Raw genomic sequence first — 12,565 nt, 5'->3', positions numbered from 1 at the left:
TGAATGTCAGTCTGCTGCGAGGTCGAGGCCGATCGCCAACGCCTGCACGAGGCACATCGGTGCGACAAGCGTACGCAGCGCAGGCTCAGGCATATCCTGGATCTCGAACACGACGCTCGCGCCCTCGACGATCGGGCTCAAAAGGCTGTCGGTGATGGAAATCGTGGGCACGCCCCGCGCGACGAGTTCAGGAAACAACCGCGCCGTATCCGGATAGTAATTTCGGAAGCTGATCGCGACCAGCGCGTCGTCTGATGTCGCCGCGTGCGACTGCTCGTGGATGCTGCCGCCAAGACCGTCGAGCAGGACGACGCGCCGTCCGAGCTTGCGCAGCACGTAGGCGAGGTGGATCGCAACCGGGAACGAGCCGCCCAGACCGAGCAGATAGATATCACGTGCCTTGGCAAGGATCGCGGTTGCGGCGTCGAGTTCACGCGCATGGACGGATTGGCTGAGCGTGACCAGCGCTGATTGGGCTTCCGAGACGAAGCGCGACAATACCGCGGCCGGCTGGCGGCCGAGCACTGACTTCTCCTGGCTCTTCATGCGGGCGAGGCGCGACTTGTAGCTCGGCGCGACGCCGGCAACGAGGCGTGAGCGGAACACCTGCTGCATCTCGGTGAAGCCGCCGAACCCGAGCGCATGCGCGAAGCGAACGATTGCCGACGGCGGCACCCCGGAGCGCTGCGCCACCTCCGCCACGGTGCCGAGCGCGACGTCGGTCGGGTGATCGAGCACGAACTCCGCGATCTGCTGCAGCCGGCCGGACAGCGCCCGGTGCCGCTGCGCAATCGCGCCGCGCAGTTCGTCATAACTCATGGCGCCAGCCGCCTTGTTCATCGAGTCGGATCTCCGGATCGGTCGCCTGTTTAACGGCATTTCATCGTTTGGATCAAATATTCTACTTTACATAAGAGATGGAATGAATATTCTAATCCCACAAAAAAGCAAAAGACTTCGAAAACGGGAGGACACGATGAGAGGGCGTCAGATCTCACGGCGAAGCGTTCTGAAGGGCAGCTTGATGGCGAGTGTCATCGGCGGCACCGGCAGCTTCTTTGGGCCGTGGAGGGAGAATCATGCCTGGGCGCAAGGCGCCAAACCGATCAAGCTTGGCCTGACCTGCGATGCCAGCGGTCAATACGGCAACAGCGGCCAGGATGATTTCCGCGGCATCAAGATGGCGATCGACGAGATCAACGCCAAAGGTGGCGTACTCGGGCGCCAGGTCACGTTCATCACCGCGGACACCGAGACGACGCCAGCCACCGGCAGCCGCGTCGCCGAACGCTTCATCACCCGCGAGGACTGCACCATCCTGATCGGCGCGCTGCATTCGGGTGTCGCCAACGCCATCACGCAGGTCGCCAGCAAATACGGTGTGATCTACATGAACACCAACTCCTCGGCGCCGAGCGAAGCCGGGGAGAATTGCTCACGCGTGAAATTCGTCTGGGACGGCAACGGCACCAATTTTTCCAAAGCGTCGGTCAAGAACGCGGTGGACTCCATCGGCAAGAACTGGATGCTGCTGACCAACGACTATGTCTGGGGTCACACGACGTCTGCCGCGACAAGAACGCAGGTCGAGAGCGCCGGCGGCAAGATCCTCGACAATCTGCTGGTGCCGCAGAACACGCGCGACTTCACCGCCTACCTGCTGAAGATCCAGCAGGCCAAGCCCGACGTTGTGGCGACCGCGGTTGGCGGCGACGACATCAAGGCATTGCGCGAGCAGGTGGCGCAGCTCAAGCTCGACGGCAAGCCGGCCTGGATCAACAACCAGCAGGACTGGCCCGACGTGTGGGGTGCGCCCGACAGCCTGTTCGGCGTGTTCGGCACGACCTGGTATCACAAGCTGCCGCTGCCCGGCGTCGCCGAATTCGTCAAGAAGTGGCAGGCCGCCAACAAGGACGGCCCGATCCCGGTGCCGGGCAATGTCTCCTACAACGGCTACATGTCCACGCGCGAACTGCTTCGTGCGATCGAGCGGGCTGGGTCGACCAACAACGTCAAGATCATCAAGGAGCTTGAGAACCTGAAGGTCTCGGCGACCGACCGCATGCAGCATTTCGACGCCTATATGGATCCGATGACGCACCAGATGCAGCAGGCGATCTACCTAGCGCGACGCAACGCCAAACCGGCCGACAATACCGATCTGTTCGAGATCATCAGCTGGACGGAGCCGAAATCCGCCGCTGACGATGCGGCACCTGGCAAGTGCAAGCTCACGCCCTACGACCAGGTGCCGACCGTCGACTCCTAGAGACGGCGCGTCACGTCGCAGAACGAGCGGCGCGCAATCTCGCGCGCCGCGCACCGGGACCATCAGCGTCCCGGGTGACACATGCCAGTTGCGAGAGCCAAAAACCTTGTTCGACCTTCTTCCGCATCTCCTGAACGGCCTGACGCTCGGCCTGCTGTTCGCGCTGATCGCGCTCGGCTTCATGCTCATCGTCGGGCTGATGGAGCAGATCAACCTCGCGCACGGTTCGCTGTTCGCGCTCGGGGCTTATGTCGCCATGCAGCTCACCGGGCCGCGCCCGCCATTGCCGGCGGAACTTGCGAAAGCGTGGCTGGCGCTGCCGCTCGGCTGGCGCTATGCCGCCACGTTGGTCATCGCGCCCGTGATCGTGAGTTTGGTCGGCATGCTGATCGAGCTCTGCATGCGGCGCACTTACGGCAAGGATCCGCTGTACGGGCTGCTCCTGACCTTCGGCGCCGCGATGGTGATCGAAGAGATGATCCGCCTGGTCTGGGGCACGCGCGATTACGTGCTGCAGGTGCCGTCCGCCATCAATGGCGGCTTCCTGTTCGGTGACCTGATCTGGTCGACCTATCGCTTCTACGCAGCGGGCATCTCCGCCGGGGTCATCGGCCTGGTCTGGCTGTTGATCGAAAAGACCTCGTTCGGCGCGACGGTCAAAGCCGGCGCGCATGACAGCGAGATCGTTCGCGCGCTCGGCATCAACCTGTCACGATTGCGGCTGCTGGTGTTCGTGTTCGGCACGATGCTGGCCGCGATCGCGGGCATCATCGTCGCACCGATCTGGGGCATTCGCCCGCATATGGGCGTCGATGCCGTCATTCCTGCATTCCTGGTGATCGTGCTCGGGGGCGTCGGCAGCTTTTGGGGTGCGGTCGTGGCGGGTCTTTTGGCCGGGCTGTGTGTCGGCCTCGCCGGCGCTTACGCGTCCGAATGGTCGCTGTTGTCGATGTACATCTTGCTTGTTGCCGTCGTGACGTTCCGCGCGCGTGGCCTCTGGGGCAAGAAGAGCGTGCTCGAGGCCTAAAGGGAATGATTGTGGAATCAAAATCTTCACCGGACGCCGCGCGCCTCGTGACGCCGACGATGCTGGTGCTCTGGCTCGTGCTTGCAACGGTGCCGCTCTGGATCACGCGGATCGGGCTCTATCCCTATCTGGGGATCGAGATCCTGATCTGGTCGCTCTATGCGCTCGCGTTCAACCTGGTGCTCGGCACTGCCGGCCTTCCGTCGTTCGGTCATGGTGCGTATTTCGGCATCGGCGCCTACGCGTTCGGTCTCTGTCAGCTCGAAATCGTTGCAAATCTCTGGATTTGTCTGATGGCCGCGGCCGCGGGGGCGGGCCTCGCCGGCGTGCTGGTGGCGCTGTTCATCTCGCACAGGCGCGGCATCTATTATGCCTTCATGACGATTGCCTTCGGCCAGATCTTCTGGACACTGGCGATCAAATCGCACCGGATCACCGGCGGCGAAGACGGCCTACTCAAGATCAAACGGTTGCCGGCCGATTTCGGGCTGGTGTCTTTCGATCTCACCGACAATGTTGCGTTCTACTATTTCGTGCTCGCCGTCTTTGCAGTCGGCACCGCTGCCTTGTGGCGGCTGGTGAACTCGCCCTATGGCCGCGTGGTCGCCGCGATCAGGCAGAGCGAAGTTCGTGCAAGCCATCTCGGCTATAATGTTTGGCTCTACAAGGTCGCGGTCTTTGCGCTGTCGGCCGCGGTCTCGGGCTTTGCCGGCGGATTGTTCGCCATGGCGCAGCTCGCCGCATTCCCTGACGTCATGAGCCTGCATCAATCCGGCTACGTCGTGATGATGACGCTCGTCGGCGGTGGGCTTGTCAGCTTTTGGGGGCCGGTGATCGGCGTGTTTCTCTTCCTGACCGCCCGCGACGTGATCGGCGCGCTGACCAATGCCTGGATGCTCTATTTTGGTCTGCTGTTCATCGCGATCGTGCTGTTCCGCCCCGAAGGCATTGCCGGCGCGATCTCCGCGGCCGTGCAGCAGCACTCACTCGGCGCCTTACGGCAGCGCGGTACCTCGGCGATGCGGCTGCTGTTCGGGAGCGGGCGATGAACATGATCGAAGCCGCGGCCGTTCATGTCCGCTTCGGCGATCGCGTCGTGCTGGAGAGCGTCGATCTCGCGGTTGCGGAGGGCGAGTTTCACGGTGTGATGGGTCCAAACGGCGCCGGCAAGACCACATTCTTCAATGTCCTCACCGGCCGGGTGAAGCCGAACCGGGGCCGGGTCCTGCTCGGCGGCGAGGATGTCACGGGCCTCAGCCCGCATCGCATCGCCGCCAAGGGCATCGCTCGCTCGTTTCAGATCATGACCCTGTTCGACGAATTCTCCGCGCGTGACAACGTCATGATGGGCTTGCCCGAGTTTCGCGCCCGTGGCCACGATGTCGCGCGCGCAGCGGCGGGCGACAGCCGGTTTGCCGCGAAGTCTTCCGAAGCGCTCGCAGCGGTCGGGCTTGCAGACAAGGGCGGCATCCGCGCCAAGGACCTGTCCTATGGCGACCGGCGTGCGCTGGAGATCGCGGTCGCCCTGGCGCAGGCGCCCCGCGTGCTGTGCCTGGACGAGCCGACCTCCGGTCTCGGCTCCGATGGGGTGCAACGGCTCGCAACCCTGATTGCTCGCCTGAAGGGGCGGCTGACCATCGTCGCCATCGAGCACGATATGGAGTTCCTGTTCTCGTTGGCTGACCGCATCTCGGTCATCCATTGGGGCCAGGTGGTGGCGCGCGGAACGCCACACGAACTGCAGCAGAACGAATGGGTGCGGCGCTCCAATCTCGGGAAGTTCGCATGATCCTCGAAGTGGACGCGATCGATACCTTCTACGGCGAGACCCAGGCGCTGTTCGGCGCCTCGCTCGCGATCGAGCACGCCAAGGTGTTTGCGCTGCTCGGCCCTAACGGCGCCGGCAAGACGACCATGCTCCGCTCGATTCTCGGGCTGACGCGTCCGCGCCGCGGCTCCGTTTGTTTCGACGGTCACGACGTCACGCGCGATCCGACCCACGAGATTGCGCGCGCCGGCATCGGCTGGGTGCCCGACGACCGCCGGCTGTGTCCGACATTGACGGTCGCGCGCAACCTGTCGATCGCGCAAAAGCGCACGCGCTTTCGCCACTGGAGCCTCAAGGAGGCCGCTGCGATCTTCTCGCCGCTCGAATATCTCATGGAGCGCGACTGCGAAAATCTGTCGGGCGGCGAAATGCAGATGGTGGCGATCGCCCGCGCGCTGGTCGGCTCGCCGGGACTGGTGCTGTTCGACGAGCCGAGCCAGGGACTGGCCCCGAAAATCGTCGGCGACGTGCTTGCGACGATCCTGCGCATGAAGGACGAGGGCATTGCCTCGCTGGTCGTGGAGCAGAACGCCGAGATCGCGCTGTCGGTCGCGGACCATGCCGCGGTGATCGATCGCGGCCGGGTCGTCTGGAGCGGGGAGGCCGCGGCCTTGCGCGATGACCGCGGGCTTCGTCAGCGCTTGCTGGGAGTACAATAAGTGGCCGCACCGCTGCTCGTTCTCGACGACGTTCGGAAGGTCTATACAAGGGGCCGCGTGATACGCCGACCGTCATTCACGCTGCAGGCAAACCTGTCGCTGGACGAACCTGACATCGTCGGTGTCGTCGGCCCGAATGGCGCCGGCAAGACAACCTTGTTTGAGATGATGACAGGCTCGAACGCGCCGACCTCGGGGCGCGTGCTGGTCGCGGGCACCGATATCCTTGGCGTCAAATATCGTGAGCGCGACCGGCTCGCGATCCACTATCATCAGTCGTATCAGGTCAGGCGCTTCCGCAAGCGCATTCCGTCCGCCTTCCTGGCGCCGTCGCCGACCCGGACGCCGCTGGTTCACCTGTTCGACGAACCGCAGTTCAACCTGCAGGATGGTTATATCGGCTTCATGCTCGATTTCTTCCGCAAGCTGCGCGACGAGGGCCGGCTGGTCGTGCTCTGCATGCACCCGACCGCCGCCTGGCACCTCGAGATCCTCGCCGAGATCGCCGGACGATTCCTGTTCGTGGCCGGCGGCGGCGTAACACCCATGGCGAATTTTGGCGCGCTCGTCGCAGATCCGCGCTGTCGCGCTTATCTCGGGCCGGACATGACAAAGGCGGCGGACGCGATTTGTCACGAGGCCGTCCACCGCTCGACCTAAAAGGAGAATCCGTTGGCCTATTCGAACACCCAGCTTTTCATTGGCGGCAAATGGCGACCGGCCCATTCGGGGAAGGTGATCGAGGTGCGTAATCCCGCGACCGAAGAGGTGATCGGCACCGTCGCCCATGCCGGACGGTCCGACCTCGACGAGGCGCTGGCCGCAGCCAGCGCCGGCTTCAAGATCTGGCGAAACGTTGCTCCCTTCGAGCGCTGCCGGATCATGCGCAAGGCCGCCGCGATCATGCGCGAGCGCAATGACGAGATCGCACCGTTGCTTACGATGGAGCAGGGCAAGACTCTCGGCGAAGCCAAAATGGAGGCGATGGCCGCCGCCGACGTGATCGAGTGGTTTGCGGAAGAAGCCAAACGCGCCTATGGCCGGCTGATCCCCGCGCGCGGGCCGGGCATCTACCAGCTCGCGATCAAGGAGCCGGTCGGCCCGGTCGCGGCGTTCACGCCCTGGAATTTTCCGATCAATCAGGTCGTGCGCAAGCTCTCCGCCGCACTCGGCGCCGGCTGCTCGATCATCGTCAAGGCGCCGGAGGAGACGCCGGCCTCGCCCGCACAGCTGATCCGCGCGTTTGCGGACGCGGGCGTGCCCGACGGCGTCATCAACCTGGTCTACGGTATTCCCTCGGAGATCTCCGAATATCTCATTCCGCATCCGGTGATCCGCAAGATTTCGTTCACGGGCTCGACTCATGTCGGCAAGCAGCTCAATGCGCTCGCCGGCCTGCACATGAAGCGCGCCACCATGGAGCTCGGCGGTCATGCGCCGGCGATCGTTTTCAAGGACGCCGACGTCGCATCGGCGGCCAAGATTCTGGCGGCAGCAAAATATCGCAATGCCGGGCAGGTTTGCATCTCGCCGACGAGGATGCTGGTGGAGGACGACGTGTTCCGTGAATTCGTCGACACCTTTGTCGACAGCGCCAAGTCCTTCAAGGTCGGCAACGGCCTCGATCCCGACTCCAAAATGGGTTCGCTCGCCAACCCCCGCCGCGTCACCGCCATCGAAGGCATGGTGCAGGATGCCGTCGGCAAGGGTGCAAAGCTGGAGACCGGCGGCAAACGCGTCGGCAACAAGGGTCATTTCTTCGAGCCGACCGTGGTCAGCGACGTGCCGAAGGATGCGCGCGCCATGAACGAGGAGCCGTTCGGCCCGCTCGCGCTGATCTCGCGGTTCTCGTCCTTCGACGAGGTAGTGGAGGAGGCCAACCGGCTGCCTTTTGGGCTAGCGTCCTACGCCTTCACCAGCTCGGCCAAGACGGCGGCCGCGATCGGCTCGGCGATCGAAGCCGGCATGATGTCGATCAACAGTTTTGGTCTCGCGCTGCCCGAAGTGCCGTTCGGCGGCATCAAGGATTCCGGCTACGGCTCGGAAGGCGGCACCGAGGCGATGGAGGGCTATTTCAACACCAAGTTCATCAGCCAGACCGGCGTGTGAACGCTGCACGATGCACGATCAGCGTTTGACGAAGACCAGGCCGCAGGCGCGTGCCTCGTTGCGCTTGCCGGTGCCGCGGGTGCGATCGAACTGCGCATCCACCGTAAAGGCGTAGGGCGAGCCGGGCGCGAGGTTGTTGAGCGTGTAGGTGCTCGCCCCCGTCGTTCCGCGCGCGCTCAAGGTCGTCTTGCCGTCCGCGGGGATCTGGCCGTCGATCTCCAGGCGGTTGACGGCGCCCTGGCTCTGGGCGTCGGCATGAAAGACGCCGTTCGCAACCGTGGCAGACAGGGCCCGGGTGAAGCCCTGTGCCTTGCCGGTAGGCGGGCAGTTCAACGTCACGTCCCAATTGCCGTCGAAGTCCTTCGCGGTACGGGCGTTGCCGCTTGCCGGCGCGAGCGCCACCTTCTGCTTCAGACCTTCAATTCGGGCCTTGGCAAGCGTGGCGAAGATGCAATTCGGGAATCTCGTGAGATGGTCCTCGTAGGCGCCAAGGGTGCCGATGCCGTCCGCGGCCTTCCAGTGCGCCTCTGCTGCCGCGCAAGGGTCAGCCCGGGGGGCAGCTTGTGGAGCCGCTGGCGCCACCGTAACCGACACCGGCCCGTTCAGGTAGAACTTGCCGATGATCGACAGCGACAGTTCCGGGAGCTGGGTCTTGCCGCTGGAATCGTAGACGTCGCTGCTGATGTCGCGAAAGACCTCGCCGATCTCCTGCGGCTCCTCGATGTGCTTCAGGAACGCCGTCGTATAGGGGCTGTTGCGGCCGTTGCCATCAGCCGCCGTCTGCCCGGACTGGGTTGAGAAGGATACGATCGTGCCGCGTGGTGCTTCGACTTTCGACAAGCCCCGCCCGATCGAGGCAGCGCGCGTCATGCCGGCGGAGCGTTTCAAGGTTTCGGCCAGCGGATTGTCGCGGCAGGAATCGAGGATGAGGATGCGCAGGTTCTTGGCCTGCTGCAGATCGTTCACGATATCGTCGACCCGCACGAAGCGCTTCAGATCCGCTTCATCGCTCAGCACGGCGTCGACAGGCATCAGATAGTTCACGCCGTTGTACTGCATCGCATGGCCGCTGTAGTAGAACATGGCGACGTCGGCTTTGCTCGCGGCGCGCGCGAAGCGGATGGTCAGGTCCTGCATATCGGTCTGCCGCAGGTCGATGCCCTGGAGCACTTCGAAGCCGCTGCGCTTGAGCGAGGCGGCGACGTCTTCGGCATCGTGCGACGGATTGGGAAGCTTCGCCGTACTGGCATAGGCGCCGTTGCCGATCACCAGCGCGACGCGCGTTTCCGCCGATGCAGGTCCAGGGCACAGCCAGCAGGCGAGGAGGGCGAGGCAGAGTTTGGCGAGACAACGTCTGGCAAGGCGAAATCTGGAAAGAGCACGCATGAATGCCTTCCAAGGAAATGTCGAAAAATATCCCTCCAGATTAGCGCATGCCGCGCCGACATCAATGCCCTGCCAGAGAAAACGCTCGGATTTCCCGGCCGTGACATCCTGTCACGCTGGGCTCGCCGCCATCGTCTTGCGCACGGCCATTTCGGCCGCAATCGCGTCGCGCACGGCTGGCCGCGCCTGCATGCGCGCGAGATAGGCCGACAACGATGGCCATTGCGCGATGTCGATTCCCGCCGGCCGGAGCAGCAGCAAAGCCCAGGTGAGGTGGGCATCCGCGACGGTGAAGCTGTTGCCGACGAGGAATTCGCGGTCCGCCAGATGCGTGGCAGGCATCGACAATGTCTGCGCTATCCTTGCACGCGGCTTGGCGAGCGAGGCGTCGTCCTTGTACCAGAAGGTTGGAAACAGGAACGCCTTGTGGATCTCGGCCCCGACGAAGCTGAGCCATTCCTGAAGCCGATAGCGGTCGGGATCTCCGAACGCGGGTGCAAGGCCCGCCTGCGGCTTCAGATCAGCGATGTATTGCAGCACCGCCGCGCTTTCGGTCAGCCGTTCGCCATTCTCCAGCACCAGGACCGGCACCGCGCCCTTCGGCGAAATTGCGCGAAAGTCGCTGCCGTTTTCCACGACCTGCTTGGTCTGGAGATGGACCGGATGATAGCGGGCATCGAGGCCCGCTTCCATCAGCGCGATGCGGCTCGCAAGCGAGCAGGCCATCGGGGAGAAATAGAGTTGCAGCATCGCCCACGCTCCCTCAGGTCAGCGCCTCGGTTTGCGCGATGATCGCAAACCGATCCGACAATTCGGCCAGGGCGACCTCGTGGATGGTCCTTGCGGAGAGCGCTCCGCCGCAGCCGTCGGGAAGATCGCGTGTGGCGCAGGCATCGGCTGCGATCGTCGTGCGCAGGCCGAGGTCGAGCGCGGCGCGCGCGGTCGAGCTAACGCACATATGGGTCATGAAGCCGGCCAGCACGATGTTGTTGCGTCCGGTTGCGGCCAGTCGGACCTGAAGGTCCGTGCCGGCAAAAGCGTTCGGCAGCGTCTTTTCGATCACGGCTTCGCTGGCGAGCGGCGCCAGGTGCCTGACGATCGCGCCGCGCGCGGCCTCGCGGTCGAACAGACTGCCGGCACGTCCCTTGTGCGCGATATGGAAGATCGCAGCACCGCTCGCCCTCGCGCGGGCGAGCAGGCGTGCGGCGGCGGCGATCGCGGGCTCCGCATCCGGCAAGGCAAGCGGGCCGGCGCAATATTCATTCTGGATGTCGATCAGCACGAGGCAGGAATCGGCGAGCCTGGGCGAATTGAGATCGGCGCCGGACAATTCAAGCAGGGTTTTTGGGGCGGTCATGCGGGTCGGGCTTTCCTGGCGGTATCGGATGGCACGACACTAGCGCGGCGGCGGCCTGCCGATGTGCAGGACTATTGCAGCATATGGCTGCAAATTTGCAGGTGCCGCTCGTGCCTGCTAGGCTCATCGCCATGAACTGGGACGATCTGCGCATCATTGCCGCGGTCAGGGACGAGGGCACCTATGCCGGCGCCAGCGCGCGGCTGCGCATCGACGAGACCACCGTCGGCCGCAGGCTCGCACGCATCCAGCGCGATCTCGGCGTGCCGCTGTTCGATGCGGTGGACGGCCAGCGTCGGCCGACGCGGCATTGCGAGGCGGTGCTGGCGCATGTCGAGGCGATGGCCGCACATGCCGCCGAGATCGGTCGCGTCGGCGAGAGTCTGGCGGGCCCGGTGGGACGTCTGCGTATCGCCTCGACCAACACGGTCGCCGAGGAGGTTCTGTCGCCGCGCGCGAGTGACTTCCTGCGCGCCAATCCCGGCCTGACGCTGCAATTCCTGACCTCGAGCGAGAACGTCAAGTTCTCGCGCTGGGAAGCCGATCTCGCTATCCGGCTGCGCAAGCCCGACAAGGGCGACTTCGCGATCTCCAGGCTCGGTGACGTCAAGCTCTATTATTTCGAGCCTGTTGCGACCGAGGGCGAGCCGGTGCTGTGCGCCTATCCGGACGAACTCGGTGCCATTCCCGAGATGCAGTTCCTGCGTATGAAGCAGGCCCATGCGCGCTGCGTCACCGACAACGTTCGCGTCATCCGTAACCTGATCCGCGCGCATCAGGCCGCGGGCGTGTTGCCGGAGCACGTCTGCGCCGACTTGCTCGGCGATCGCCGGCTGCGCGCCACACTGCTGCCTGGGCGCCGCGACGTCTGGCTGCTGGTGCAGAACCATCTCAAGCGCGATCCGGCGACGCGGCTCACCATCGAATGGATCCGCCGCTGCTTCAGCGATCTCGCGCGCGGCTGATTGCGGCGTGAACGCGATCCGTGCGCGGCGCGACCAAGTTATGGGATTGCGCGCGCGCAAAGGTTGCGTAATCTCGCGACGACCACGGGCTTGATCAGGGCAGGCGCATGACTACTCTTCACGAAACCATCCACCCGCAGGCCAAAGTGCGGGAATGGAAGGCGATCGTCATCCTGATCCTCCTGATCCCGGTGCTGTGGTCGCCGCCGTTTCTGTTTCGCATCTTCCTGTTCCAGCCGTTCAACATCCCGTCCGGCTCGATGACGCCGACGCTGGTCGTCGGCGACTACGTCTTTGCCGCAAAATATGCCTATGGCTATGACCGCTATTCGTTTCCGTTCGCGCCGTCATGGATATCCGGGCGTTTCCGGGCCGCCGAGCCCGAGCATGGCGACGTCGTCGTGTTCCGGACGCCGAAGGACACCTCGGTCGACTATGTCAAGCGCGTGGTCGGGCTGCCTGGTGATCGCATCCAGATGCGGCAGGGCCAACTCATCCTCAACGATCGCCCGGTGACGCGCGTTGCCCTGAAGGCGGTGGTTGCCGGCTCAACCTGCGGCGTGGATGACGGTGCAAAGGCCAAGCGCTGGCGCGAGACGCTGCCGAACGGCGCGTTCTATGTCACGCAGGACTGCGTCGACAACGGCTACTACGACAACACCGACGTCTACACCGTGCCGCCGGGCCATTTCTTCGTGCTCGGCGACAATCGCGACAACTCGAGCGACAGCCGCGTGATGTCGTCGATCGGATTCGTGCCGATGGACAATCTGGTCGGCAAGGTGACGCGGATATTCTGGTCGCTCGACCAAGAGGGCGAGCCGCACATGGAGCGGCTGGGAAAGGTGTGGTGAGGCCGTCCCGTCATTCCGGGCCCGGCGCTGCGCGCCGCTCCGGAATGAGGAGCGGAGAAAACAAAAACCCCGGCATCGCTGCCGGGGTTTCGCATTTCGTATTGTGCCTGA

13 protein-coding genes are annotated in these 12,565 nt (G+C 64.2%); 9 read left to right on the top strand and 4 right to left on the bottom strand.

Annotated features, from left to right (window positions below; translation table 11 throughout):
* Window positions 1-6 precede the first annotated feature (6 nt).
* The gene (locus tag BRA1417_RS0128945) at window positions 7-840 is read right to left on the bottom strand and encodes a MurR/RpiR family transcriptional regulator (RefSeq protein WP_027518774.1); all 834 of its coding nucleotides are present in this window, start codon (window positions 838-840) and stop codon (window positions 7-9) included.
* A gap of 184 nt (window positions 841-1,024) precedes the next feature.
* Here BRA1417_RS0128945 and BRA1417_RS0128940 point away from each other — a divergent pair, with 184 nt between their 5' ends.
* From BRA1417_RS0128940 to BRA1417_RS0128910, 7 genes are all read left to right on the top strand, one after another.
* Window positions 1,025-2,269 (top strand): ABC transporter substrate-binding protein, encoded by a 1,245-nt coding sequence (locus BRA1417_RS0128940; protein ID WP_035968863.1) that lies wholly within the window; start codon window positions 1,025-1,027, stop codon window positions 2,267-2,269.
* Window positions 2,270-2,375: 106 nt separating this feature from the next.
* Entirely contained in the window at window positions 2,376-3,296 is a 921-nt protein-coding gene (locus tag BRA1417_RS0128935; RefSeq protein WP_027518772.1) for a branched-chain amino acid ABC transporter permease, read from the top strand.
* A 5-nt stretch (window positions 3,297-3,301) separates the two neighbouring features.
* A complete protein-coding gene (locus BRA1417_RS0128930) occupies window positions 3,302-4,345 on the top strand; it encodes a branched-chain amino acid ABC transporter permease (protein ID WP_027518771.1) in 1,044 nt (347 codons plus the stop codon).
* On the top strand, window positions 4,342-5,085 hold the full coding sequence (locus BRA1417_RS0128925) for an ABC transporter ATP-binding protein (protein ID WP_027518770.1): 744 nt from the start codon (window positions 4,342-4,344) through the stop codon (window positions 5,083-5,085). The genes BRA1417_RS0128930 and BRA1417_RS0128925 overlap by 4 nt, the downstream gene beginning before the upstream one ends.
* Window positions 5,082-5,783: an ABC transporter ATP-binding protein gene (locus tag BRA1417_RS0128920; protein ID WP_027518769.1), complete on the top strand. Its 702-nt coding sequence runs from the start codon at window positions 5,082-5,084 to the stop codon at window positions 5,781-5,783. Before BRA1417_RS0128925 ends, BRA1417_RS0128920 begins: the two co-directional genes overlap by 4 nt.
* On the top strand, window positions 5,784-6,443 hold the full coding sequence (locus BRA1417_RS0128915; protein ID WP_027518768.1) for an ATP-binding cassette domain-containing protein: 660 nt from the start codon (window positions 5,784-5,786) through the stop codon (window positions 6,441-6,443).
* Between the two features lie 12 nt (window positions 6,444-6,455).
* A complete protein-coding gene (locus BRA1417_RS0128910; RefSeq protein ID WP_027518767.1) occupies window positions 6,456-7,892 on the top strand; it encodes an NAD-dependent succinate-semialdehyde dehydrogenase in 1,437 nt (478 codons plus the stop codon).
* An 18-nt stretch (window positions 7,893-7,910) separates the two neighbouring features.
* Here the strand turns inward: BRA1417_RS0128910 and BRA1417_RS0128905 are convergent, their stop codons facing one another.
* From BRA1417_RS0128905 to BRA1417_RS0128895, 3 genes are all read right to left on the bottom strand, one after another.
* The gene (locus tag BRA1417_RS0128905) at window positions 7,911-9,278 is read right to left on the bottom strand and encodes a caspase family protein (protein ID WP_027518766.1); all 1,368 of its coding nucleotides are present in this window, start codon (window positions 9,276-9,278) and stop codon (window positions 7,911-7,913) included.
* Between the two features lie 111 nt (window positions 9,279-9,389).
* A complete protein-coding gene (locus BRA1417_RS0128900; RefSeq protein WP_027518765.1) occupies window positions 9,390-10,028 on the bottom strand; it encodes a glutathione binding-like protein in 639 nt (212 codons plus the stop codon).
* A 13-nt stretch (window positions 10,029-10,041) separates the two neighbouring features.
* Window positions 10,042-10,635, bottom strand: a complete 594-nt coding sequence (locus tag BRA1417_RS0128895) for a cysteine hydrolase family protein (protein ID WP_027518764.1) — start codon at window positions 10,633-10,635, stop codon at window positions 10,042-10,044.
* A gap of 131 nt (window positions 10,636-10,766) precedes the next feature.
* Here BRA1417_RS0128895 and BRA1417_RS0128890 point away from each other — a divergent pair, with 131 nt between their 5' ends.
* Both BRA1417_RS0128890 and lepB read left to right on the top strand, forming a co-directional pair.
* Window positions 10,767-11,600 carry a LysR family transcriptional regulator gene (locus tag BRA1417_RS0128890; protein WP_027518763.1) on the top strand — a complete coding sequence of 278 codons (834 nt, stop codon included), beginning with the start codon at window positions 10,767-10,769 and terminating at the stop codon, window positions 11,598-11,600.
* Between the two features lie 107 nt (window positions 11,601-11,707).
* Entirely contained in the window at window positions 11,708-12,454 is a 747-nt protein-coding gene (gene lepB / locus BRA1417_RS0128885) for a signal peptidase I (protein ID WP_027518762.1), read from the top strand.
* Window positions 12,455-12,565 lie beyond the last annotated feature (111 nt).

The sequence above is a fragment of the Bradyrhizobium sp. WSM1417 genome (assembly GCF_000515415.1).
Lineage (GTDB): Bacteria > Pseudomonadota > Alphaproteobacteria > Rhizobiales > Xanthobacteraceae > Bradyrhizobium.
Note: the sequence above shows the minus strand (reverse complement) of the source record. Positions and strands in the feature narration are given on the sequence as shown.